The 25,312-nt window shown below is 50.3% G+C and carries 22 protein-coding genes; 19 read left to right on the top strand and 3 right to left on the bottom strand.

What is annotated here, in order from left to right; genetic code table 11:
• Window positions 1–103 precede the first annotated feature (103 nt).
• The 10 genes from QZQ08_RS02460 (at window position 104) to QZQ08_RS02415 (ending at window position 13,016) form a co-directional block, all read left to right on the top strand.
• The gene (locus tag QZQ08_RS02460) at window positions 104–1,618 is read left to right on the top strand and encodes a sodium:alanine symporter family protein (RefSeq protein WP_296327325.1); all 1,515 of its coding nucleotides are present in this window, start codon (window positions 104–106) and stop codon (window positions 1,616–1,618) included.
• Window positions 1,619–1,715: 97 nt separating this feature from the next.
• Window positions 1,716–2,645: a tetratricopeptide repeat protein gene (locus QZQ08_RS02455; protein ID WP_296327322.1), complete on the top strand. Its 930-nt coding sequence runs from the start codon at window positions 1,716–1,718 to the stop codon at window positions 2,643–2,645.
• Window positions 2,642–3,586: a DUF4037 domain-containing protein gene (locus QZQ08_RS02450; RefSeq protein WP_296327319.1), complete on the top strand. Its 945-nt coding sequence runs from the start codon at window positions 2,642–2,644 to the stop codon at window positions 3,584–3,586. The genes QZQ08_RS02455 and QZQ08_RS02450 overlap by 4 nt, the downstream gene beginning before the upstream one ends.
• A complete protein-coding gene (locus tag QZQ08_RS02445) occupies window positions 3,574–4,191 on the top strand; it encodes a DUF4125 family protein (RefSeq protein WP_296327316.1) in 618 nt (205 codons plus the stop codon). The genes QZQ08_RS02450 and QZQ08_RS02445 overlap by 13 nt, the downstream gene beginning before the upstream one ends.
• 335 nt (window positions 4,192–4,526) lie before the next feature.
• Window positions 4,527–6,920 (top strand): pyruvate formate lyase family protein, encoded by a 2,394-nt coding sequence (locus QZQ08_RS02440; protein WP_296327313.1) that lies wholly within the window; start codon window positions 4,527–4,529, stop codon window positions 6,918–6,920.
• Window positions 6,921–6,960: 40 nt separating this feature from the next.
• Window positions 6,961–7,737: a glycyl-radical enzyme activating protein gene (locus tag QZQ08_RS02435; RefSeq protein ID WP_296327311.1), complete on the top strand. Its 777-nt coding sequence runs from the start codon at window positions 6,961–6,963 to the stop codon at window positions 7,735–7,737.
• A gap of 29 nt (window positions 7,738–7,766) precedes the next feature.
• Window positions 7,767–9,404 carry a BCCT family transporter gene (locus QZQ08_RS02430; RefSeq protein ID WP_296327308.1) on the top strand — a complete coding sequence of 546 codons (1,638 nt, stop codon included), beginning with the start codon at window positions 7,767–7,769 and terminating at the stop codon, window positions 9,402–9,404.
• Between the two features lie 26 nt (window positions 9,405–9,430).
• Window positions 9,431–10,147, top strand: coding sequence for an AraC family transcriptional regulator (locus QZQ08_RS02425; protein WP_296327305.1), 717 nt, complete (start codon window positions 9,431–9,433; stop codon window positions 10,145–10,147).
• 24 nt (window positions 10,148–10,171) lie between these two features.
• Complete coding sequence (locus QZQ08_RS02420) at window positions 10,172–11,116, top strand: sugar phosphate isomerase/epimerase (RefSeq protein WP_296327300.1); 945 nt, start codon at window positions 10,172–10,174, stop codon at window positions 11,114–11,116.
• Between the two features lie 169 nt (window positions 11,117–11,285).
• Window positions 11,286–13,016 carry a sigma-54-dependent Fis family transcriptional regulator gene (locus tag QZQ08_RS02415; protein WP_296327297.1) on the top strand — a complete coding sequence of 577 codons (1,731 nt, stop codon included), beginning with the start codon at window positions 11,286–11,288 and terminating at the stop codon, window positions 13,014–13,016.
• A 225-nt stretch (window positions 13,017–13,241) separates the two neighbouring features.
• Here QZQ08_RS02415 and QZQ08_RS02410 read toward each other — a convergent pair whose 3' ends face one another.
• Window positions 13,242–14,429, bottom strand: coding sequence for an iron-containing alcohol dehydrogenase (locus QZQ08_RS02410; RefSeq protein WP_026385733.1), 1,188 nt, complete (start codon window positions 14,427–14,429; stop codon window positions 13,242–13,244).
• Window positions 14,430–14,654: 225 nt separating this feature from the next.
• On the opposite strand from QZQ08_RS02410, the gene QZQ08_RS02405 reads away from it, so the two are divergent.
• The 4 genes from QZQ08_RS02405 (at window position 14,655) to QZQ08_RS02390 (ending at window position 18,056) form a co-directional block, all read left to right on the top strand.
• The gene (locus QZQ08_RS02405; protein WP_296327288.1) at window positions 14,655–15,581 is read left to right on the top strand and encodes a tetratricopeptide repeat protein; all 927 of its coding nucleotides are present in this window, start codon (window positions 14,655–14,657) and stop codon (window positions 15,579–15,581) included.
• Between the two features lie 487 nt (window positions 15,582–16,068).
• On the top strand, window positions 16,069–16,521 hold the full coding sequence (locus QZQ08_RS02400) for an S-adenosylmethionine decarboxylase family protein (RefSeq protein WP_296327285.1): 453 nt from the start codon (window positions 16,069–16,071) through the stop codon (window positions 16,519–16,521).
• Window positions 16,522–16,614: 93 nt separating this feature from the next.
• Window positions 16,615–17,301 (top strand): HAD family hydrolase, encoded by a 687-nt coding sequence (locus QZQ08_RS02395; protein ID WP_296327282.1) that lies wholly within the window; start codon window positions 16,615–16,617, stop codon window positions 17,299–17,301.
• 5 nt (window positions 17,302–17,306) lie between these two features.
• Window positions 17,307–18,056, top strand: a complete 750-nt coding sequence (locus tag QZQ08_RS02390; RefSeq protein ID WP_296327279.1) for a pentapeptide repeat-containing protein — start codon at window positions 17,307–17,309, stop codon at window positions 18,054–18,056.
• Window positions 18,057–18,367: 311 nt separating this feature from the next.
• Here QZQ08_RS02390 and QZQ08_RS02385 read toward each other — a convergent pair whose 3' ends face one another.
• Window positions 18,368–19,036, bottom strand: coding sequence for an HAD family hydrolase (locus QZQ08_RS02385; RefSeq protein ID WP_296327276.1), 669 nt, complete (start codon window positions 19,034–19,036; stop codon window positions 18,368–18,370).
• 123 nt (window positions 19,037–19,159) lie between these two features.
• Here QZQ08_RS02385 and QZQ08_RS02380 point away from each other — a divergent pair, with 123 nt between their 5' ends.
• A complete protein-coding gene (locus tag QZQ08_RS02380) occupies window positions 19,160–19,708 on the top strand; it encodes a hypothetical protein (RefSeq protein ID WP_296327274.1) in 549 nt (182 codons plus the stop codon).
• Between the two features lie 378 nt (window positions 19,709–20,086).
• On the opposite strand, the gene QZQ08_RS02375 is transcribed toward QZQ08_RS02380, so the two are convergent.
• Window positions 20,087–20,716 carry an NAD(P)-dependent oxidoreductase gene (locus QZQ08_RS02375; protein ID WP_296327271.1) on the bottom strand — a complete coding sequence of 210 codons (630 nt, stop codon included), beginning with the start codon at window positions 20,714–20,716 and terminating at the stop codon, window positions 20,087–20,089.
• Between the two features lie 146 nt (window positions 20,717–20,862).
• Here QZQ08_RS02375 and QZQ08_RS02370 point away from each other — a divergent pair, with 146 nt between their 5' ends.
• The 4 genes from QZQ08_RS02370 (at window position 20,863) to QZQ08_RS02355 (ending at window position 25,047) form a co-directional block, all read left to right on the top strand.
• A complete protein-coding gene (locus QZQ08_RS02370) occupies window positions 20,863–21,207 on the top strand; it encodes a helix-turn-helix domain-containing protein (protein WP_296327266.1) in 345 nt (114 codons plus the stop codon).
• An 87-nt stretch (window positions 21,208–21,294) separates the two neighbouring features.
• Window positions 21,295–23,463 carry an ATP-dependent RecD-like DNA helicase gene (locus tag QZQ08_RS02365; protein WP_296327263.1) on the top strand — a complete coding sequence of 723 codons (2,169 nt, stop codon included), beginning with the start codon at window positions 21,295–21,297 and terminating at the stop codon, window positions 23,461–23,463.
• Between the two features lie 136 nt (window positions 23,464–23,599).
• Window positions 23,600–24,292 carry an FAD-dependent oxidoreductase gene (locus QZQ08_RS02360; protein ID WP_296327260.1) on the top strand — a complete coding sequence of 231 codons (693 nt, stop codon included), beginning with the start codon at window positions 23,600–23,602 and terminating at the stop codon, window positions 24,290–24,292.
• An 83-nt stretch (window positions 24,293–24,375) separates the two neighbouring features.
• Window positions 24,376–25,047 (top strand): ComF family protein, encoded by a 672-nt coding sequence (locus QZQ08_RS02355; RefSeq protein WP_296327257.1) that lies wholly within the window; start codon window positions 24,376–24,378, stop codon window positions 25,045–25,047.
• Window positions 25,048–25,312 lie beyond the last annotated feature (265 nt).

The raw sequence follows: 25,312 nt of genomic DNA, 5'->3' as shown, positions 1-25,312 counted from the left end.
CCTCGCTGACGGAATTTCTTGAGGACGCCCTTTCCTGGGACCGAGAGGTTCCACTTGCTGCCAGATGCGGCTTTCCTATCTGTCTAAGAAATGAGGAAAGTTTATGTCTGATTTCATTATGTGGTTAGATAACCTGATTTGGTCCACCCCTCTGATCATCTTGACATTTGGTTCGGCTTTGGTTTTCTGCTTTGCCATGAAATTTGGCAATATTTCGAAGATTCCTCTCCAATGGAAGCTCCTACGCTCGGGCTCAGGCTCCATGGAAGGACTGTCTCCTTTTGAAACGTTCTGTTCCGTTGTTGCCTACAGCGTTGCCGTCGGCAACATTGGCGGTGTCATGGTAGCTATCCTCTATGGCGGACCGGGTGCAGTCTTCTGGATGCTCGTAACGGCCCTTGCTACATCGGCTGTCTCCTATACGGAAAACAGCTTAGGTCAGATCTACAAGATCCGTCAGGACGGCCAGTACCGCGGCGGTCCCTATTTCTATATGGAGCGAGGCATCCGCAATAAGGCCTTGGGCAAGTTTATGGCCATTGTTTTTGCCCTGTTCTGCAGCGTTGGCGTACCAATCCTTGTAACGGGACCGAGCGCCAACAATATTGCCATGGCTTTTGAAAACAGCTTTGGCGTTGCTCGGCCTGTTACAGGCGGCGTCATTGCTCTCCTGCTTTTTGCTGTTATTTCTGGCGGAATCCGCCGCATTGCCAAGATTTCGACCATTATCGTTCCCTTTATGACCATTGGTTACTGGGTCCTTGCCATCTACGTCATGGTTGCAAAGGCCGATGCCTTTATGCCGACCATACGGATGGTCCTTGACAGTGCTTTTGATTCGGGGGCTGTCTTCGGTGGTATGATGGGAGCTGCTTTTTCCTACGGCGTCAAACGTGCTGTCAATTCTTCCGGCGCTGGCTTTGGTGAAACGCCGCCTTCTGGTGCAACGGCAGAAACGCCGCATCCCGCCACCCAGGGCCTTGTGAACTCCTTTTCCGTTTATGTTGACGTCCTTGTCTGCTTCTGTTCCGGCATGATGGCCCTTGTTACGGACTGCTTCAACGTCCTGGGACCTGATGGAAAGTCCTATATGTATATTGGCTCGGGCTCAGCCGTCATGGCTGAACAGGCAGCCACCAACACGGCGGGTGTTGTTTGGGTCCAGGAGGCGGCCAAGACCGCTTTTGGTGCCGGCGGTTCCCTTGTTGCCATTGCCCTTACCTGCTTTGCTTATTCCACTTGTATTGCTTACTACTATGAAGGCGAATCAGGTCTTGCTTATTTGATGAAGGATACTCATCCCCATCTGCGTAAGACAGGAATTTGGATCATTCGTATCTTGATGCCGATTTTCTTCTTCGTATGGGCTAACGTAACGGCGACGACGGCGTGGGCCATCAGTGAAGTCATGTTTGGCCTCATGGCCTGGTTCAATCTCATCGCCTTGCTCCTGCTCCTGCCTGTTGTCAAGAAAGTCTATGATGACTATATTGCGCAGCGTAATGCCGGTGTGGAAATGCCTTATTTCAATCCGGAAAAACTGGGGATTGAGAACTGTGACCTTTGGATGGATATCAATAAAGATCGTATTGACGCGGACACAAAAAAGAATGTGTGATCAACCAGCCATAAGGCACTGACCATTTGGAGGGCTTTCTTGATGCCGGACGGGCGTGAAGGAAGTCCTTCTTTTCATTAGAAAGGAAAAACTTAAAATGACAATGGTCCACGAATTCTATGAGCACCTTGATGCTCTTTACGAAAAGGGCGACGCGGCAGGTGTGGAAGCCTATCTCACGGGAATTGCAAACAGCACCTATAAAGAGGGGAGAGAATCCGACCTTATGTTGTCAGCCTTAAATGAACTGGGCTCCTTTTACCGCGGCCGCAGCTATTATGAAGCGTCCTACGCCGCTTTTATGAAGGCCAAGGAAATCCTTGATGGTCGGGGAGAGACGAGGGGCGTTCCCTATGCAACGCTTCTCATTAACCTTGCGGGCACAAAACGGCTGGCCAAAGATTATAGCGGCGCCAAAAGCCTTTATGACGAGGCCATGGAGATCCTGACTGAAGCGGGGGAGAAGGAATCCTATGCCTATTTATCCTGCCTCAATAACCTCTCCATCCTTTATCAGGAAATGGAACGCCCTAAAGACGCAGCGGCTGCCCTTGAAGAGGTCTTGGAACGGCTCATGAAAGTAAGTGACCGCTTTGAAGAACGGGCCATTACCTGCTGCAACCTGGGCATTCTTTACGCAGGTATGGACCAGGACGACGAGGCACTGCGAGCTTATCAGATGGCTAAATTCTCCTATGAAGCCTGTCCGGAAGAAGGCCGTGTCCATTATGGAGCGGTCCTTAACGGACTAGGCAGCCTTTATACCAAAAAAGGTCAGTATGACCTTGCTCTCCGTCACTTTGAAGAAGCCGCGGATTGGGTCAAACGCTTTTTTGGGGAAAATGAGGAATATGGCATTACCTTTCAAAATCGGGGCACCCTTTACGAAAAAATGGGGGACCGCGAAAAGGCAGCCGCCTGCTGCCTCATGGCAGGCGCTATTTACGAAGCTTTATGGGGCAAAAATCACAGCAAGGTAAAGAAAATGAAGACCCTTGCGTCACGCCTTACGGGAGAAAAGCCATGATGCAGGGACTTGTCCTTTCGCGGCGCTTTTGGGAAGACGTGGTTCGGCCCAAAATTGAAATGAATCTTCCGGATGCGCTGTCCTATCTTGCTGCAGGTCTTTGCGGCGAAGGGTCCGAATGTTTTTCTTTTGATGACGCCATTTCCCGGGATCATGATTGGGGCCCCGGCGTCATGCTCTTTCTTGAGAAAAAGGACGCACCCCAATGGGAAGAACGGCTCCGCCAGCTCTATGCATCCCTTCCCAAAAGTTTCCTTGGCGTGCCGCCGCGGCAGGATATTGGTGGTTCCAAGCGGGTGGGTGTTCTTACTATGGAAGGCTTTTTCCAGCGCTTAACTGGATTTGAAAAAGGACCCCAGACTTTGGCGGACTGGATGCACTGCGATGAAGCGCGTCTTTCCATGGCTGTAAACGGGTCACTGTTTTATGACGCACCAGGAGCGATGACAGAAACAAGGCGCAGGCTCAAAACCGCCTGCCCCCGTGATGTGTGGCTAACAAAGATGGCCCATGATTTATTTTATATGGCTCAAGGGGGGCAGTATAACTATCCCCGCTGCACTGCCCGAAAGGACCTGGGGGCCATGACTTTTTCCAAGAGTGGATTCCTCTTTTCTGCTATGCAGCTGATCCATCATTTGAACCACGCCTATGCGCCTTTTTATAAATGGCTTTATCGGAGCGTAGGTACCCTTTCTGAAACGTATGGAACGCTGCCCTTATTTGAAGACCTTCTTATGACGCAGGACACAGAACGGTCCATGACCCTCATAGAAGCGATTTCGGAAAGACTGTCCCGCGCCCTGATGGATTTGGGACTTGTTCCTGAAGGAGTGGGGACCTTTCTTACGGAGCATGCGCTTTACGTACAGGCAAAGATTAAAGACGACAAGCTGCGCTGCCGCAATATCATGGAGGAACCAAGATTATGGAAAAGATGAAACTCATTCAGCGCATTATTGAGCGGGAATGGACCCTTTTTGATGAAGTCCACAATATTGGAGGTCGGGCTTCCTGCCAAGACGATCGAGAAACCTTTTTTATTATGCGGGGAAGTCAGTTCCTTTCCTGGAACGTACCCCTTCTTAAAAGTTATGAAAACGATTTAAGGGCGGCCCAGGCGGAAGGACGAAACCTTCTTGCCGAAAAATACGGGTATATGATGAGATGGACCTCGCCTAAGGAATATGATCAAGTGCGGGACCTGCTGCCTCAAGTTACAGATGAAAAGAAAGGACGCGTCCTGCGCATAGCTGCCATTCATGTGGACTGGCAGAACGAAGTCGCTAAAAAATATCCGGCCCTTTCCCAAAAAGGGAGGCGCATCACCCAAGACGGAAGCACCGACACAGCCTTTGAAAGCTATCTCAAAGGAGAGCTCCTGACCTATTCGGAAGCAACCTTGGCCCTTTACGAGGCCTATCTGATGGGCTGCCTGGAAAAAGACGTCAACTTGAACGAAGAGATCCTGCGGGCGACGGTCCATGCCTATGGCTATGGCTCCCTTAAAGAGGCGGAAGAAGCCTTTTCTCCAAAAAATCATTGAGGGAACGCAAGAGGGTGCAAATAAATGGGCAGTATGATGCCTGATGCTTATGATACGCAAATTATTTTGCATGCAAAACCTGCAAAAACTGTAAAAGAAGGCAAAAGCAAAGCCACGTAAAGACGTTGCAAGCGTGATCAAACTGAAAAAATAGAAAGGAAAAAAGTCTCGCCAAGCCGCAAGTAAACTGATAATTCGGTTTTTTGCACCGATAAACGGAATAAAAAATATGAGAATTGGCATAAGATTTGCTACATATAAAGTAGATGAATCGAGACAATCAAGGATTTCGATGAGAAACCAATCTTCAGTAAGAAACAAAGGGAGGCTTTATTATGGCAAAAGAGTACTTGAAACGAATCGAGGCATTGCGTCAGCAGTATCTCCATACCCGCGTTGATATGGACGTATACGACGCGGCGTTTTTCACGGAAGGATTCAAGGAAATGGAGGGGCAGCCTTGGATCATCCAGCGCGCTAACGGCTACTACAATGTGTGTGCCAAGAAAGATATCTATATCCAGCCTCATGAACTGCTGGTCGGCGGTGTGGGCTTCAAACCTCGCTGCGGCATCCTGAACCCGGACAGTGCTTCCGGCGTCATTGCAAAGGAACTGGATACGATCAGCACCCGTCCTTTTGACCCTTTCTATCTAAGTGAAGAAGGCAAAAAGGTCTATACCGAAAAGGTCCAGGACTACTGGAAAAACAAATGCGTCTTTGACCGCTGGAATCTCATGCTTCCAGAAGATGCCAAGCGGCTGCGTGCCAACGGTGCCATCTTCATCGACCGTAAAGCCGTCCGTGGCTACGGTGAAAACACGCCGGGCTGGATGCGCATCCTCACCAAGGGTCTTGCCGCAATCCGCAAGGAAGCAGAAGACGCCCTGGCTGAACTGGACGATGCCAACCCGGGCGACCTTGAAAAGAGCTTCTTCTATAAAGCGGAAATGAGGGCTGCTGACGCTGTCATCTTGCTGGCCCATCGTCATGCCGACCTTGCTGAAAAGATGGCCGCTGAGTGTGACGATCCCGTCCGCAAGGCTGAACTTTTAAAGATTGCAGAAGTGACTCGCCACGTACCGGAATTTCCGGCCCGTACCTTCTATGAAGCCTGCCAGAGCATCATTTCTTATGAATATGCCTGCTTCATGGAACAGAATGCTTCGAGCTACAACTTGGGCCGCCTCGATCAGTACCTCTATCCGTACTATAAGAAAGACAAAGAAGCAGGAATCCTCACGGATGACGATGCCCAGGAACTTCTTGACTGCCTGTGGATCAAAGTGGCTGAAATGTCTCTCTTCCAGGATGAAGTCACGGCCCAGTATGCAGCCGGCTACTGCATCACGGTCCAGACGAGCTGCGGCGGTATTGACCAATATGGCAACGACGCCAGCAATGAACTGAGCTACATGATGATCCAGGCCACGGAGGATGTTCGTTTCAAGGAACCGAACATGGCCATGACCTACAGCATTTCCAAGAATCCTGATTCCCTGCTCCGTAAAGCCATTGAATCCATCGGCATGGGCCTTACGATGCCGGCCATCTACTCCAATGATGTAGGGATCCAGATGCTCCAGAACAAGGGGATCCCGCTTCGTGAAGCTTGGAACTGGAACCCCTGCGGCTGCGTAGAAACGAACCTGTCCGGGAAGATGAAACAATATACGGACATTGCCGATATCAATATGGGTGCCATGGTTGAATTTGCCTTGAATGACGGTAAGAGCCGCATTACGGGAGAACAGGTCTCCATCCACACGGGGGACCCGAGAAACTTTAAGACCTTTGATGATTTCTTTGCTGCCGTGAAAAAGCACATTGACTATGCTGTTGATGTCATCGTCAGCTGCAACCAGCTCCTTGATTACCTGAGCATGAACTATCGCCCTGTTCCGACCCTGTCCCTTAGCTATGAGCACTGTATGGAAGTTGGCAAGGACTACAGCCAACCCGGCGGTGCCCAATACAATGCTGGCGGCGGTGTTATCACGGTGGGTCAGGCTGATATCATCAACTCCATCGCCGATGTAAAATACCTTGTCTTTGATGAGAAGAAAGTATCCATGGATACCCTTATCAAAGCCCTCGATGCCAACTTTGAAGGCTATGAAGATATCCAGAAGCTCTGCCTTGAAGCACCGAAATACGGTAACGATGATCCGCGTGCTGACTTCTGCGTCGGCGAAATCTACAACCATGTGGCGGACCAGTTCGAAAAATACGATACGGTCTTTGGCAAGATGACCTTAGGTATGCTGCCTGTATCGGGCAATACGCCGATTGGTCAGTGGGTTGGAGCCCTGCCGAGCGGACGCAAGGCAACGACACCGCTTACGGACGGCATTGGTGCTACGGGCGGTACGGACGTCAATGGCCCGACGGCCCTTTTGAAATCAGTCAGTCACCTGCCGCATGCACGCTTTACCCAGGGCACGCAGCTCAACATGAAGTTCGAACCGGATCTTATCAAGGGCGAAAACGGTATGACCCATGCCATGAATATGGTAAAGACCATGAGCGTACTTGGTGTTTACCATGCCCAGATCAACTGCGTCGACCGCGAGACCTTGATTGATGCCCAGAAACACCCGAACGATCACCGCGACCTGCTCATCCGCGTGGCTGGATACACCGCCTTCTTTGTCGAACTCGGTAAGGAAACGCAGGATGAAATCATTGGACGCACGGAAATCAACCACTGGACCGAATCAGCCCGTTAAGGACAATCGATAGGCTAAAACAAGAGAGGAATGAGGAACAATGACGCTGGAACAGACAAAAGGAATGGTGCTTCGCATCGAGCGATCTTCCATCCACGATGGTGATGGCATGAGGACAGTCGTCTTCTTAAAAGGATGCCCGCTTCGCTGTCAGTGGTGTTCCACGCCGGAAAGTCAGGCGTTCCAGGTTGAAACGACGGTGGACGGCAGCCAGTCCTATGGAAAGGAAATGACTGTCGCGGACGTCATGAAAGAAGTCCGCAAGGATACCGCGTTCTACTTCATCTCTGGAGGGGGTATGACTCTTTCCGGAGGAGAACTCCTGGCCCAGCCTGATTTCTCTCTTGCTCTTTTGAAAGCAGCCACGATGGAAGGTATTTCCACGGCCGTTGAAACAAGTTTCTTTGGAAAAGAGGAAACCATTGCCGCTATGGTCCCTTATGTTGACACGTTCTACGTTGACCTCAAAGCGGTCACGCCAAGCCTTCATAAAACGTACTGTGGCGCTGATAATCGCCTTATTCTTCATAACATCAAGTTTTTGGACAGCCAGAAGGGGGCCTTCCGGCTGATTCTCCGGACCCCCCTTATCCCTGGCGTCAACGATTCGGAGGAAGAACTCCACGAGATTGGCACATTCTGCCAAAGCCTTAATAGATTGGTCCATCTGCAGCTTTTACCGTATCATGCACTGGGCAGTGTGACCTATAAGAAACTGGGCCGCGACTATCTGATGAAATCCGTCAAGACACCAACGCCTGATAGGATGAATCGCTGCCGCAAGATCCTTCAAACCTATGATATTACCGTACAATGATTGGAACCTAAAAAGAGAGGCATGAATCGATGGAAGAAAAATTAAAAGGAAAATTATATAAAGAAGTCCTCATCGTCATTGGGCTTCTTCTTACGATAGAAATTCTCTTAGGTATTTTCTTTACGGAAAAGTTCGGTTTTGTTATGTCGAAGATGCTCTACTTCATTGGCGATTCCTTTGGCTGGTGGATCAATCTCCTTGCCGTCTTTTCCGTTATTTTGGGGATGGTCCTCATCATTTTTAAATGGGGCGATGTCAAGATTGGCGGGATTGATGCTAAACCGGACTTTACGACTTGGCAGTGGTACTCCATTTCCATCTGCGGCGGCATTGGCTGCGGCCTGCTTTATTGGGCCATGGGCGAACCGCTCTATCATTTCATGCAGCCGCCAGTTGCTATCCACGCCCTGCCGGGAAGCAGGGACGCGGCGATTTTTGCAGTCAGTCAGGCCATGTTCCATTGGTCCTTTGTCCAGTACTTCATTTATTCCATTCCGGCCTGTGCCTTTGCTCTCCTGTGCTTCAATTATCAAAAGTCCCTTTCCATGGGGCCCATGCTGGAACGTACGCTGGGCGGCAAACATCGTCACTTGACGAGCCTGCTGCACATGCTGTGCGGTTATGCCGTTGCCTGCGGCGTCTCAAACTCCATGGCGGCTGGCCTCATGCAGATTAGCGGAGGCATCAATGCCGTCTTTGGCATTCCGCAGGGACCTTTCATGTATCTGATCCTGACCGTTATTGTGGCCGGCTTTTTCATCTTTTCCTGTGTAACCGGCATCAATAAAGGACTTACCTATGTTTCTACGGCATGCATGTTCTTTTTCTTTGGTCTGATGCTTTATGTTGTCGCAACAGGGGATTCTGTCTTCATCGGGAAAATTGGCACCGAAGCCATTGGCGATATTATGGATAACTTCTGGCACAAGATCACGTACAACAATACCCTGGTGCCGACCGATCAGTGGCCGAACGAATGGCCCATCACCTTCTGGAATTCCTTCTTTATCTATGCGCCCGTTATTGGCATGTTCCTAGCCCGCATGGGGAAAGGGCACACTGTGCGGGAATTTCTTCTTGTGGAAATCCTTGTCCCGTCCCTTTTCTGCTGCCTTTTCATTGCTATCTTCGCTGGCCAGACCATCTCTGTCCAGACGAGCGGGACCTTTGATGTGTGGGCCATGATCCAAAAAGAAGGAATGCAGACCGCCCTCTATCAGGTCCTTGGCACCATGCCGCGGGGCAAGCTCGTACAGCTCGCCTTCCTCATTACGGTATGCCTGTCCTTCATCACCCTAGCTGACCCCAATACGGCTGCGCTTGCAACGCTCTGTGTCCATGGTCAGGAAATCGATTCGGAGCCGCCGAAGACCCTCAAGATTGTTCTTGGTGTGGCCATTTCGGCTGTAGCCTATCTTCTTGTCGTATCGGGCGGTATGAATGCTGTCAAGGGACTTCTTAACATTGGCGGGCTCATCATGACCGTGCCGACGCTGTGGCTCTTCATGATGAACGTGAAGCTCTGCGAACCCCTTCTTGCTTCAAAGAGCCATCGCCTCAAAGCCGCTCCCGAAACAGACGAAGTGGCCGCCCCTGATGACCGGATTTCGGCCAAGGTCAAGGGTCTTGACGTCGTCATCAATAATCTTCCGTACGCGGATTACTGATTCTTTTTTGAGAGAGGGGAATGAGTATGTTAAGCCAAAAGTTTGATATCGAGGTCTTTCAGGAATGCTTTGGTGCCCATCATCACGAATATCCCCAAATCCTGGTGCCCATGGGGGAAACGATGGAACTATCCATCGGCAATTCGGACTATACTGTCACGCCTCAGGAACTGTGCCTCGTGCCGCCCAAGATGGACCACCAGTGCAGCTACCGGGGAAAACTGCTTGCCATCAACCTATCAAAAGAAATCATCGATGAAAAGGAGGGCCTCATGCTTTCCTATCCTATCGTCATTTCCATGGTGGGGCAAATTGCCCAGCTTGTGGACCTTATCCAGGCCGAACTACGCCAGAATCCTGAAAGTCATTCCGTATCCTATCTTTACAGCTACCTTTACAGCAAACTGATGGATAACTGCGCAGCCCCAAGTATCCGCTACCTGAGCGAGCATTATGACCTACCCATTACAGTGAACCAGCTGGCTGAAATGGAAAACTACAATGTGACCTACTATAACGATTGGTTCAAACAGCAGACGGGCTGCTCACCCAGCCTCTACCTGCGGCGTATCCGCATTGAACGGGCAAAGGAACTGCTCTTAAAGACCCATTATTCCATGATGGACATTGCTATCATGGTCGGCTACAGCAGCAATTCCACCTTTACCCGGTCCTTTCACAGCATTACGGGAATGACGCCCAAACTTTTCCGGGAAGCTAACGGCATTGACGCTGTTGGATAAACTAACAACAAAGGAGAATTGAAAATGGACAAGATTACGGGAAAAAACAGCAACAGAAAGTTCAAACTCGGCATGCACAGTTATACCCTTCACCTGAGCGGTTACGGGGAAAGCTGGGGCTTCCAGAGTGAAGGCAAGACCTATGCTTTTGAAAAGGCCGGTTCCCTCATCGACCTCATGGACCTTGCCAAAAAGGAACACATTGAGGTGCTTCATATCACTCTTGTTGACCTCGATAACGACACGAGCCCGGAACACCTGGCAATGGTGAAAAAGGAAGCGGAAAAACGGGGTCTTGACCTGGAACTCAATATCTCCTTTGATGCACCGAGTGATCCCCGCGTCAATTCGACCATTGAGGAATCCTTGGAAATTGCCCATGCCATGGGGGCCAAACTCGTCAAATACAGTACGGACATCCGCCATTCCCGTCCTTTCACCCATGCATGCATGTCGCCGGAAGCAATGGAACAGATGAGCCGCGTGGTCATGGAGTTCCAAAAGAATATTCCTACCATTGAAAAATATGGCCTTAAGATTGCCATTGAAAACCACTGCGATCTCTTTGCTGATGAAGTGGTCTGGATGGTGAAAAAACTCAACCACCCTCAGATTGGTGCCTGTTGCGATACTATCAACTCCCTCATCCTCGGCGAAGGCATTGCTGAATGCGTAAAGAAAATGGCGCCTTACTGCTACTGTGTCCATTTTTGTGACAACAAGATTTTTGCCGACCCCGACGGAACTCATTCCTTGGGCTGTGCCATTGGTGACGGCGACGTCGACGTTGTGGAAATCATGAAGATCCTGCGCGCCGAAGCTCCGGAAGAACTGGATACGATCGACCTTGAAATCGAGCTGCCGCTGAGCGGATACAGCCTCGAAGAGGGCCGCCAAAAGGAACTGGAAGGCATGAGAAAGAGTATCAAGTTCATGCGTGAAGTGCTTAAGATTGGTTCCGACGTATAAGTCGTTTTGCGTAAAAAGGCCTGTCCTTGACAGGTCTTTTTACGTCTCATGGCAGCTTTTATGAAAGCCCGAAACCCTTTACGAGGGGAAATTTTTGGGATATGATAGGATAAACCGAAGGCTGTGGTGAATGGTTTTTCATGCATGAGGTTAGGAGGTTCGGTCAGTCATGAAGTGGCAAGAGGTCATGGCTTTTTTAGATCAGTTCGATAGGGGGGCCATGCTGGTCCGCGAGGGAAGGACCATCGTGGAAATCAATGAATTTGGCAGGAATTTCCTTGGCCTATCCCAAACAACCGGTGCTGCGGTGCCGGAAAAGGCCCTGCCCCTCCTGCGTCCCTTGGAAGCAAAGCAGGTTGCCCACCTAGCCTTCCAAAAATGGGCCCGCCGCGTCAAGTGCGGCCCCGTGACGAACCTTCCGGAAGGAATGGAACTTGTGGTTTTTGAGGACGCTGCCTGTGAAGTGTACCGTGAGATGTACCAAAATATACTCAATCGGATCAGTGAGTCCGTTATCTTATGCGATGAAAATGAGCAGATCCTGTTTTTGAATGATGCTGCCGTCCGCATGGACAGCTTGCTTAATGAGGCCGTTGTAGGCCGGAGCATGGATGAGGTCTACAAAAGTGAAAATGATGTCAGTCTGCTCCTGCCAAAGGTCCTAAAAAGTGAGAAACCCCATCTTAATCAGCGCCAGCAGTATGAGACCTACAATGGAAAAGAAGTCGATATTGTATCGGACAATTATCCTATTTTCAAGAACAGTCAGGTCCTAGGCGCGTACAGCGTCATGGAAGACTTCAGTCAGCTTGATTCCCTGCACCGCAAGATCCTTGAATTGCAGGATGAACTGCTCCGCCAGGATGCCCAGATCAAGGGGAAAAAAAGTCATGACAGTGTGCTCCATGCAAAATACCATTTTGAGGATATCATTTCATCAAGCCGCACCATGCGCATTCTTGTCGAGCGCTGCAAACAGGTGGCAAAATCATCTTCTTCTGTCATGATCTATGGAGAAACAGGAACCGGCAAGGAACTTTTTGCCCAGAGCATCCACAATGCAAGCAGTCGGGCTGAGGGCCCTTTTCTTGCCATCAATTGTGCGGCCATTCCAGAAAATCTGCTTGAAGGCCTGCTTTTTGGGACGGAAAAAGGAGCCTATACGGGGGCTGAATCCCATCCTGGTCTATTTGAACAGGCAAACGGCGGAACCTTGCTCCTTGACGAGATCAATTCCATGAACATCAACCTTCAGCCCAAGCTCCTGCGCGTACTCCAGGAAGGGACCGTGCGGCGCGTGGGCAGTACGCGGGAACGAAAGGTCGATGTCAGGGTTCTTTCCAATATCAATATTCCGCCTGAAGAGGCCCTTACCTCCCATAAGCTGCGTCAGGACCTATACTACCGTCTTGGCGTCGTGGGCATCCGCATCCCGCCCTTACGGGAGCGCAAGGAAGATATTCCCCTTTTGGTTCAAAGTTTCATTGCCCGCTACAATAAGAGACTTGAACGGAACGTGCAGGGGGTTGATTCCCATGTCCTCGATATCTTTGCTCATTATGATTGGCCTGGCAATGTGCGGGAGCTGCAGCATGCCATCGAATATGCGATGAACCTCTTGCCGGAAAAGCGGGCGCTTCTTACGGTGGAATGCCTGCCTGAACATTTTGTGAACCTTGAAGTGCCCAAATCCGCAGATCCGTTAGCGTCGTCAAAAGTCATGGACACTCACAAAGGGCCCTTGCGTCGAAAAACCTTGCGTGACGTGGAACGGGCTGCTCTTGTGCAGGCTCTCAAACGGACGGGTGGAAATATTTCTGCTGCGGCAAGGGAACTTGGCATGAGCCGGCAGAATCTGCAGTACCATATCAAGCGGGACCAGATCAATCTGGAAAAATAGCGGTCTTTTTTACGTACGATAAACGGGCTGTGAAGCGATGGGCTTATCATGGGCATCGTTTCACAGCCCGTTTCTTATCCAAAAGAAGCTCGGCTTTTTTGTAACAATGAAGAAAACAGCAAAAACGCGGACCGTGAGAGGGGGGGAATACGGTCCGCATTTTTGCGTAGAAGGGTTTACTTATCTAGAAGGAGGTATTACGCGAGAGTACAGTGTGATGCTTTTTTACAGGGCCATCTTGTAGATTTCCGCTGCAATTTCGGGCGTCAGTTTGACAAAGTTCCCATGGTTGGGCGCTTCGTAGAACATGTTTTCCACCATCTTGGGGATATCTTCTTCCTTGCCGCCCAGTTCACTGATGGTCGTCGGCATCCCCAGATCTTCCTTGACAAAGCGCTGGAATGCCTTGATGCCTTCCATGGCAGTCAGTTCCGGATGTTCGAAGTCCATGGGAATACCCCAGACGCGGCTTGCGTATTTGGCAAAAAGGGTTGGCCCCTGAGTCTTCATGGCATACATCATCCAGTACGGGAAGAGAAGGGCAAGACCGGCACCGTGGCTGGCTCCATAAAGGATGCCAATTTCGTTGTCCATGTGGTGGGTGCCCCAATCCTGAGCGCGCCCGACACCGGTGGAATTGTTTTGGGCTACCATGGCAGCCCACATGATGTTGGCGCGAGCGTCGTAGTTCATCGGATCTTTCATGACCCGGCGGGCTTCTTTGATCATGGTGAGCATGACGGCTTCAAGGAGACGGTCCGTCAGTTCACATTCTTTGGTATGGGAGAAATACCGTTCCATGCAGTGGGCCATGATGTCGGAAATGCCGCTTGCCGTCTGATAAGGAGGCAGGGTCATCATCAATTCTGGATTCATGATAGCAAAGAGCGGACGCAGGATATCGCCGTCAGCGCAGCGTTTGTATTCATGACCATCTTCCGTATCAAGGGTGACCACGGAATCCGTGGATCCCTCGGACCCGGAAGCGGCGATGGTCACAACGCAGCCTACAGGAAGGGCTTCCGTAACAGGACCCTTCTTGCCGCAGTAAAAGTCCCAGAAATCTCCATCATAGGGGACGCCCAAAGCAATCCCTTTTGCCGAGTCCATGACGGAGCCGCCGCCAACTGCGAGGATAAAATCCACCTTTTCTTTCTTGGCAAGATCGATGCCTTTGTAGATGAGATCAGCGTGAGGAGAAGCTTTTACGCCGCCCAGTTCCACGTAGCCAATGCCCTCTGCATCAAGGGATGCTTCAATACGGGCAATGAGGCCGGAACGGACAGCACTTCCGCCGCCGTAGTGAATAAGGACTTTTGTGCCGCCGTATTTTTTGACGTATTTGCCCGTTTCCTTTTCCGTCTCTTTCCCAAAGACAAAGTAGGTTGGACTGTAAAAAGTAAAGTTATCCATGTTGTAACCTCCTATGTATTTCCACTTGTCCGTGGCTTATCTTGTTGGCTTTATTATAAGAAAACAGACTCTTTTATGATGTGCCTATTCTCATCATTCTTTTGCTGAATCTCACCATCTTTTGCGCAAAAAAAGAAGAGCTCCAGCACAGGAAGAGATAGAACAGGCACAGTATGGGACCGGGGCCTTTGCTATAATAGGTCATAGATAAAGGAGGTATCCCCGATGACAACTGAAATGCAGCAGTTTTGGGAAACACGGGACCGCCTGATAGCAACGGGATCGGTGGAACGGATGGAAGCGTTCTTCTTAGCGTGGCAGAAGAAGCTGGAAAGGGCAGGGGACTTTCTTGATTGGGCCAGTGTGACCAACGAAAGAGGTCTGTTCTATCGGAAAATTGGCTTATATGAGGAATCCATCAGCGTCATGGAAGGACTTCGCAAGGCCCTTCTTAAGGAGCGCGGTCGGTACTCGCCAGAATATGCGTCCCTCCTCAACAATCTGGGCGGGACTTATCGGCAGATGGGTGACAAGGATGCGGCCATTGCCCTTTTTGAGGAAAGCCTTGCCATCTATAAGGCTCAGTCACGGCTGAATGTTGCTGTATGTGCCAGTCTTTACCTCAATCTCAGTCAGGTCTATCAGGAAAAGGGAGAACTTGAAAAAGCGGCGAAACGGATGGAAGAAAGTCTGCGCTATTTTCTCCTTTCAGGCCGGCAAAAGGAAGTGGGACAGGTCTATTATCAGCTTGCATTCCTCTATTACCATATGGGAGAAGGACAAAAGACGGATCAATATATCCAAAAGGCCTTGGATGAATTCCGTCTCAATGGAAATCGCAAAAATCCCTATTATGCGGCGGCCCTAAATGGGCTGGGAGGCATCCTCTATCAAAAAGAAGCCTACGAAAAGGCTGCCCAGATCTATCATGAAGCCGCGGCCTATTTACTGAAATTTTATGGAAAAACCCATGAATATGCCATCAACCGGCAGCATGAAGCCTGGGCCCTGCGCGGCATGGGAAAGCTCAAAGCTGCCTATGAGGCGCTGGCAGAAGCAGGACAGGTTTGTGAAGGTCTTTATGGCAGGGATAATGAAAAGGTGCGGGCTGTTTATGATGAAATGGCCCTGCTTGGAAAGGAAATAAAATAGGTGCAAAGCTCCACGCACGCTGATTGGATGAAGGGACAATCCTCCGTGTTTTTAACAGCAAGACTGCATAGGGGAGGGGCTGCGCCAAATAATAAGACCGCTTCATGGTTAAAAGGGCAATCGGTTAGGTGCCTCTTTTTTCTAAAACGAAGCGGAACAGTCAGTCCTCGAGATTTGCGTGGAGGCCCTATCAGCCCATTGACGGGCGTATATCACAAAGAGAATCGAAACGGAGAAAGAGGGGACTTACAACGCTGCAGCGCGGCATGGGAAGCAGGCCTTCCGTCTTGAGCGGTCCCCCAAAAAGAAGACCTTTCTCCAAAGCCCCGTAGATGATTGCATGGTAAAGCTCCGCCGGACGCATTTTGTCTCAGCCTTTTCCTGGAATTGGGGATGACTAACCATGTTCCTTCTTTTTTGACAGTCCATCCATTTGTGGGATATAATGAAGAGATTTAAAAAATAAACCCACAAGGATGTGAACCCTGTGATTGGAGAAGGAACACAAATTGCACTCGATATGTACCGCTGCGTAGAGACGGTCATCCAGGACCCCATTCAAATCGAAACCATTTTGACAGAATGCATGGACCGGTTTTCCGTCAAGGCCCTTCATTTTTATTTGGATGAAGATCCGGACGAAGGCAGTCTTGTCTTTACAGTTCCCGTAAAGGGTGGGCACATCATCCTGCGAGTCTGTGAACGCTTTGGTTATGCTGGCCTTGATATCATGAACATGAATGGGGACTTCATTCCTGAAGAACTGGCCATCGCCATCCGTAAGGAAATAGGACCGGATCAGTCGAAGATGACGGTCATTAAGCGCGGTGATTTTGGCAATATTCAGGATATGAAGCCACGACGTCAAAAAATGGTAAAACCCATGCGGCGAGCCAAAAATGCCGGCGTGAAACTCAAGAATTTCATGCTGAAAAAATGATTCCTGCATGCTAAGGAACATTGGGCTGGCGGCATTTATCCAGTAAGAGGCATCTTGCTGGAGCGCCTCGATTTTGCAACATAGGAAAAAAAGATGAACTATTTACTTTGGGATATTGATGGAACGCTGATGCTGACTAATTTTGCCGGAGTTACGGCCATGAAGGAGACCATCCGCGACCTATATGGCGTCGATGACTTCACCTTTTCCTACAGCATGAGCGGACGGACCGACACTTATATTGCGCGCCGAGCCATTGAACAAGTCAAGGGAAGCTGTACAAAAGCCGATGTAGGGAACTTCATCGAAGCTTATGCCAAGCGCCTGCCGGAAACCCTTGCCGAGCGCCATGGTCATTTGCTGCCTTTTGTCAAGGAAACCCTTGCTTATACGCAGGCGGTGCCGGACGTAACAAACCTTCTTCTGACGGGAAATTGTGAAAAGGCCGCACTGGCAAAGCTTGCCCATTTCGGGATTGATGGCTATTTTGACCGCCGCGTCAGTGCCTTTGGAGAAATCAGCGAGCTTCGCGATGACCTTTCAAGGGCCCTGTGGCAAAAACTGACCGCCCTTGATCCAGAAGTGACGCCAAGTGATGCTGTTGTGATTGGCGATACGCCCCATGATATCACTTGCGCTGATGCCATTGGGGTCCGGGCCTTGATTGTAAAGGGCGGTTCGACCTACAAGGTGGAAGACTTAAAAAAATACACACCTTGGAAAATCATTGAGACCCTGCCCCAAGCACCGGAAACGCTGCTGCAGCTAATAAAGGAATGAGTGGAATGAGTAAAAAATGGAAAATCGCGGCCCTGCTGGCCCTTTCGTGCCTTGTGATGTCGCCGGTCCTTGCCTTTGATGCCGGAGATGTGGCGCGTCTTGTGGAGACTCGATCCTGTCCAGGCGGGGACCTTAGGGGAGCAACCCTTAAAAACAAGGACCTTACAGGGGCAGATCTTACGGGAGCCGATCTCAGTTATGCGGATCTTTCCGGTGCCGTCCTGGAAGGTGCGGATCTTTCCAAAGCCAATCTTCAAAAGGCCAATCTGCGTAAAGCCTACCTTGTGAAGGCAAAGCTGGATGGGGCAGACCTTACCCACGCCAACCTTTCCTACGCGGTTTTGAACCGAGGCTCCCTGATTGGCGTAACGGCGTATCGCACGAGCTTTGCCCATGCATCGCTTACCTTTGCAAACCTCTACACGGCAGACCTGCGGGAAAGCAATTTTGACTATGCTTCTGGGGCCATGGCCAATTTTTATTCGGCGAACCTTGCTAGGAGCTGGTTCTTCCGGTCCAACTTCATGAGCGCCAACTTTACATCGGCAAACCTCTATGATGCACGTTTCCGGAGAGCCAACCTGTCAGAAGCTCTCCTGCGCAGCGCCAATTTGACCAGCGCCACGGTCGTGGGGTCCAACCTGACAAAAGCAGAATTGACGAGTGCCAATCTTGACGATGCAAATCTTGCAGGAACAGACATGGAAGATGCCAAGTTTACTGCAGAAAGTATCCGAGAAGCCTATAAAAAATAAAAGAAGGAGCTGTAAAGCAATGACTTGTTCATTGCCTGGCAGCTCCTTTTTGCGTTTTGAGAGACGAAACATGTTATAACAATGGGACCTCTTGTCCTCCGAATAGAACCGGCAAAAGGACGCTTTTTTGTGTACTGAAGAAAGCCAAAGAGTGGGGGAATAAGCAGAAGAGTCCATATAGGCAGAAAGGGCAAAAGCTCCTCTATAAGTGCCGAGACGTTAACGATCTCCAAATGTCTGTTGTCTAGCAGGCCTGCCTCATGGTTCTTCTCCCTTTTTCATAGAGCAAAGGGACCCGTACTTGTATCAGGTCAGTCCGATTTTTGGACTGATCCCAAAAGATAGGCAGATAATGCCTCCCGTGTATCGACAATGACCGCTTTTCCCAAGGCTTCCAGCTCGGAACGGTCCCGGAATCCCCAGCTTACGAGGATGACATCCATGGCGGCGCGCCGGGCTGTTTCAAAATCAACTTCCGAATCGCCAATGTAGACGGCATCTTCCTTTTTGATGCCTAGGTCATGAAGGGCTTTTTCTACCATGAGGGGGGACGGTTTGCGGGGAATGTCTTCCTTTTGTCCCACGGCAAGGGTCACGGCAGGAAAGAAATCATCCCGTAGGGCGCGGACCGCTTCATCAGGTTTATTGGAGACGATGGCCGTCTTGATGCCTTGTTCCTGGAGACCTTTAAGAAGGTCGGCAATGCCGTCATAGGGCCTGGTGGCGATATGGCAGTGGTCTTTGTAGTAGGCCTTGAACTCCTTGAAGAGGGTCTGGAATTCCTCATCTTTGACGTTCTTTGGCAGGGCCAGACGGCAAAGACGTTCCGCTCCATTTCCTAAATAGCGCCGTACGGCGCTAAGGGACTGGGGTCCGTAGCCATGACGCGTGAGAATCGTGTTAAGGGACAGTCCAAGGTCCGCCAAGGTATCAAGGAGCGTCCCGTCAAGATCAAAAATGACCGCTTTGTATTGTTTCATATTATTTTCATCCTTTGTAATGTTGAGTTTCTGGAGGGAATCGTTTCTTTTCCGGGATTTTATTATACTATGACTTCAGAATATGGTAAAATGGAGGCAGTCTAACAAAGGAGAGTGCTAGTTATGAAAAAATTCCGCACCTTGATGCTGATGGCCCTTGCGCTCCTCATGGGCGCTATGACGGCTTTTGCTTCCCCTGAGAATCCGACCAATGAAGAAGTGATGACCGCCCTTAGCCGGGCAACGACGGTCTTTGAATGGTTCGAACATGATCCCTTGCCGACGGATGGAAAGGAACGCTTTGACAGCGGCTACATGCTCTATTATTCCGTATCGGATCCGACCATTCACAACATGTTGGAACTAAAAGCTGCTGTCCATGACATCTTTACGGATTCCCTGGCCAGCTTCATCATCAGCGGCAACAAGATGTATCGTCAGTCTGACAACAAGCTTTTTGTGGCACCTGCCGCTAAGAAAGCGGATCCCCTCCGGGGTACGCCGACCTATAGCTTGAGCCGTCCGTCGAGCGACCGGATTGTCGTGACGGCAAAGACGCCGGTCTATGCCGATAAGGCTCATAAGACCCTGGTTAAGACGGAATCTGTCGATTTTCCCTATGTAAAGACCGCCAAAGGCTGGCGCTTCTCCTATTTTGAATCGCTGAAATGATAAAAAGGAGACTGTGAGACAATGAGTCATTCATTTCTTCGCAGTCTCCTTTTTATGTTTTTTAGTTTTCCCTGCGTTAGAGCGAACCTCTTTATAAAGTTTTCTCCCAGCGATTTCAATCAGTTAAGGTGTCAACAACGCTGGGTATAGTTAAAGGATTGTCAAAAATGAAGGATTTTTAAAAATCAGAGTGACAACGACCTTGGGTGTCGTTTACACAACTTAAGCCCCACAACTCATAATTCACAACAGTCCCTATTCTCAATCGTGATACGGGCATCATACAATAAGCCATGAACCCCTTGCTTCAGATTAAAGCAGGGGGTTCACGATTTTCTCAAATGAGTTTAATTTTATGTCTGACCAAGGACGGCAGCATTACTTACGAACCACGGAAATCCGTTTCTTGATGTGACTGCCTTTGACGATTTCATCAACCAGGGCAAGGGCAAAGTCAGCGTAGCTGATGACACTTTCGCCGCGGCTATTCAGCGTCAGTTCTTCGCCAGCGAGTATGTAGCTTCCCGTGCGCGTGCCCTCTGCCTGAAAATCTGCGGCCGGGCTGATGTAGGTCCAATTGACGTCGCAGCGGGTGCGCAGTGCGGTGAGGGCTTCTCCCATGGCCGTTGCAAGGGGCTTAAAGGCGTCAGGAAAGTTCGGCGTATCAACAAGCTGCAAGGTATGGGTCTTATCCGTATAAAGGCTTCCGGCACCGCCAACAACGAGGAGACGGACCTTCGTACCGCTCAATGCGTCGCAGAGATGGTTCAAGGATGAGCTGTGAAGCGGCAGCGTTTCCGGCGTCCAGGCACCAAAGGCGTCGACGACAGCATCAAAGCCGGCAAGATCGTCCCTTGTGAGGTCAAAGAGGTCCTTTTCAATGACCTTTTGGGCAAGGGAGTGATTGGTGTGACGGACGATGGCCGTTACGTCAAGACCTTGGGCGATGGCTTCCTTTACAATCAGCTGACCGGCTTTTCCATTAGCGGCAACAACAGCAACTTTCATGATGAGTTCCTCCTTTAAGATGGAGCCTTTTAGAGGCTTGTGTTTTTCTGTTGATGGCTTTATACTACCTCAAGAAAGTACTTTTTGTGAAGTAGGCACAATAAAGTGCTATAAGTACCTAAAAGTAACTATTGTGGAGGAAAGCCGTGAAATTCATTGAATCATTGCCTGCCTGTCCAGTGGAAACCACCCTTATGCTTATTGGAGATAAATGGAAGGTCCTTATTTTGCGTGATCTCCTGCCTGGGAAAAAGCGCTTTGGTGAATTGCGTCATTCCGTTGGCCATATATCCCAAAAGGTCCTGACCTCAAACCTTCGGGACATGGAAGCCTGCGGACTATTGACCCGTACCGTTTATGCTGAAGTACCGCCTCGCGTTGAATATGCCCTGACAGACCTTGGCATGAGCCTAAAGCCCATCCTTGACGCCCTTGATCATTGGGGCAGGGACTATCAAAAAGCGGCGCATCAAGCTATGGAAAGGCTCTGACCTTATGCTAAATCACCAATCCTCCTCTATTCTATGCTATAATAGAGCGAATCATTGTTGAAGCGATGCAAAAAAGGAGCAGCGACCATGGCAGAAGAACAGACCCTTGAAGTCACCATCCAAAATATTGTCTTTCAATCCGATCAAGGGACATTTTGCGTCTTTCGAGGGGAAAATCAAGACCTTGGTGCAGTGTCTGTTGTCTATAAAGGCATGGCTCCTTTTGCCGGCGAAAAAGTGCGCCTCACGGGGTCATGGACTGAACATCCCCGTTTTGGCCGCCAATTTGACTGCCGCACATGGGAAGCCCTCAAGCCTACAGGAGAAACCGCCATCGTCAAGATGCTTGGCAGTGGGGCCATCAAGGGCGTAGGACCTGCCATGGCGCAGCGCATTGTCGATTGTTTTGGGGAGGATACGTTCCGCATCATTGATGAACATCCCGAACGACTGAGGGAAGTGCCCGGTATTGGCAGGAAAAAGGCCGAGGATATCATCAGTTCCTATAGTGAGATGACGGATACGCGGGAACTGGTCTTTTTCCTTGAAAGTCATGGCATCAGCGGCAATTACGCGCCCCGCATCCAAGCCTTGTATGGGTCAACGGCACTTACGCGGATTGCCAATAACCCTTATTGTCTTGCCGAAGAGGTAGAGGGGATCGGTTTCAAAACGGCGGACCGGCTTGCCGTCAGCCTAGGCGTGGACCTTAGCGGTCAGGAGCGCATCCAGGCAGGTATCCGGTTTGCCCTCATGCAGAGCGGGACCCAAGGGCATACCTGTGTCCCTGATGAATGGCTTGTAAAAAGCGCGGCGTCCCTTCTTTCTGTGGATCCTGTCGACGTGCGGACGGTTTTCCAGCATCTTATTGATGAAAATAGGCTGCGCACGGAAGACGTGGGCGGGGAAACCTGCGTGTACGCAGAATATCTCTACCAGGCTGAAGTGGGCGTTGCTAAACGCCTCATGGTCCTGCGTGACCGTGTGAACCAACTGTGGCAGGTGGACTACCAAAAGATCATCGAAGCGTGGGAAAAAGATGAGAACCTGACGCTGGCACCGGAACAGATAGAAGCCATCAAGACGAGCGTTGATCACGGCGTCTTTGTCCTTACGGGCGGACCGGGCACAGGGAAAACGACCGTCATCAAGGGCATCCTGTCCGTTCTTAAGGAAGCGGGCTGCAAGATCCTTCTTTCGGCACCGACAGGACGGGCAGCCAAACGTCTTGCTGAATCAGCAGGCGAGCCGGCCCTGACGGTTCACCGCATGCTCGAATATACGCCAAATGGCGACGAGGCCCTGTGGGGGCGCAACGAGGATACGCCCCTTGAAGCGGATGCCGTCATCGTCGATGAAGCGTCCATGATGGATATTGTCCTCATGTACCATCTCCTACGGGCCTTGCCCATTGGCTGCCGCCTGGTCCTTGTTGGCGACGTTGACCAGCTGCCGTCCGTAGGTCCGGGCAGTGTCCTCAAGGATATTATCCGCAGCGGCACCATGCCTGTCGTACGGCTCGAAAATGTTTTTCGGCAGGCCCAACTAAGCCCCATTGTGCGAAATGCCCACCGAATCAACCAAGGCCTTATGCCACTTACTGATGGAGAAACGGATTTTACGTTCCGCCAGTTCATGAACGAAGAAGAGACCGTGCGTTACGTCGTTGATACGTATGCCCGTATGGTTAGGAGCCTTTCCTGGCAGAACGTACAGGTCCTTTCTCCCATGCATCGCAATCCCTGCGGTGTAGAAAACCTTAATCGCCTGCTCCAGGCCCGCGTCAATCCGCCAAGTCCCGATAAAGCAGAACATAAGGCGGGGAACACGGTCTATCGTGAAGGGGACAAGGTCATGCAGATCCGCAACAACTATGAAAAGACCGTCTTTAATGGGGACATCGGACAAATTGACCTCATTCGCGGCAAGACGGTCTTTGTATCCTTCCCGGACCGTCCCGAAGGGGGAGACGTGACCTATGAAGGCGGCGAAGTGGACGACCTGCGCCTTGCTTATGCAATGAGCGTCCATAAGGCCCAAGGCAGTGAATACGCTGTTGTCATCATGCCCCTAGTGCCTGGACACTATATCATGCTCCAACGGAACCTTTTTTATACGGCCATTACAAGGGCCAAAAAACAGGTTTATCTTGCCGGCAGCAAGAAAGCGATGCAGATGGCCGTCACGAACGACCGGACGCGCAAGCGCTATTCCCTTCTTGCCGAACGGCTGCATGGGGAACTTGGTATTGATTGACATGGAACAATCAATTTAAAAATTTCATAATGGAAAATAATTATTAAAAAGAGGAATCCCGCCTTTTACAGCGAATAAGATAGAGTAAGCAGCCTGTAATAAATCATATCAGTTTTTCAATACGTGGAGGTGTACTATGGAATTTTTAGAAGCAACCCTGACCAAGATCGTACAAGAAACCAGTGATTCCTACAGCTTTATCATGACCATCCCTGAAGGATTTACGTGGAAAGCCGGCCAGCATGTTGCCTGGCAGATAAACGGCTTTGAACTTGATGCTGAGGACCGCAACACACGCGTTTTTACCATTGCGTCAACCATGGCTGACGGATACCTTATGTTTACGACCCGTATTGCCGACAAGCACACAAGTTTCAAGGAAGTTCTGCTCCATAAGATCAAACCAGGCGATAAAATTGGTGTGGCGCGCCCCTTGGGGACCTTCGCCCTGGATGCGGAAGGCTTTAAAAAGACCCTTATCGTGGCCGGCGGCATTGGCATTACGCCCATCCGTGCCCTTTTGCGGGATTACAAGGATCATCCTGCAGACGGTCACGCCATTACGGTTCTTTATTCCGATGACCGCGGCGAATTCTGCTACAAGGACTTCTGGAAAGAACTTGAAGCGGTTCCTGGTGTGGAAGTACGGCTCATTTCGGACCGGGAAATCTTTATGAAGGATACGGACACCTATGCTAAAGACGTGCAAAATGCTGCCGAATACCTTATCGCTGGTTCCCCGGGGATGAATAATGCCTTTACGGAACGTCTCGAAGGCCTTGGCATCAAGAAGGAAAACATCAAGACTGACGTCTTTATTGGCTACTAAAAAGAAAAAGTGCTGCCTGCGGGCGGCACTTTTTCATAGGTGGGGGCACACTTTGTCCCCGCTCTTTTTTTGAAAGGAAGGCTATGTGGCAAGTACTGAAAGAACTCATTCTTGCTATTTTTTATCCCCATTACTGTCCTGCTTGTCATGAAGAAGTGGAAGGTACGGGCCTTTTATGTGAGGCCTGCCGCCGCAGCACCTATGCACCAGGTTATTTGGAACTTGAAAAAGAAACGGTGCCTCACCTTGACGCCGTTTACCGTCTGTATCGCTATGAAGGGGGGATCAAACGGGCCCTTCATGGTCTCAAATATGAAAAGCGCTGGGACTATCTGGACCGCATGGGCGAGGAAGTCCTGCACCACGAGGCAGATCTTGAGCCTTTATTTACAGGAAATCCTTTTGTCGTAGCCCTTCCGACAGACCCCAAACGCCGAAAGACGCGGGGGTATGAAATCCCGCCCGCTATTTTTGGACCTTACCTGAAAAAACATGCGATGATCCTGACGCAGGCCCTTTGGCGGCAGAGGACGACAAAACCGCAGTATGGGCTCAGCCGTGCGGAACGACGGGAAAATCTATGGGGTTCCTTTGCCCTCCATCCGGTGAAGCTTGATGGGACGGTCATTGTCATCGATGATATTGCAACGACGGGCGCATCCCTTGAAGAAGCGGCCCGCCTCCTTAAAGAAGGCGGGGCAGAGAAGGTGGTGGGACTCGTCCTTGCCAGTAATGCCCCACAGCGCCAATTCTAAATTTGAACTGACGGGAAAAGGATGTCAAGCGGTCTTATTTAATGTGGAAAATGGGCAACGGGTTGTGACATTTACCGATCATATTGATTGGTTGAGGGACGAGCAGCTGGTTCTAATCCGGCATTTCTCGTAGGGCACAATTGAAATGCTTACGGACTGGCTTTAGAAAAGATAGCCGATGACGGCCAAAGAAATGACCCGATTGCAGTATACGGTCAAGCCGGATTTCCTGGAGATTGCATACATGCGATATGATGAAGCTCAT

It is taken from the genome of uncultured Acidaminococcus sp., assembly GCA_900538365.1.
Taxonomy (GTDB): domain Bacteria; phylum Bacillota; class Negativicutes; order Acidaminococcales; family Acidaminococcaceae; genus Acidaminococcus.
This window is presented reverse-complemented; position numbering and strand designations above follow the sequence as displayed.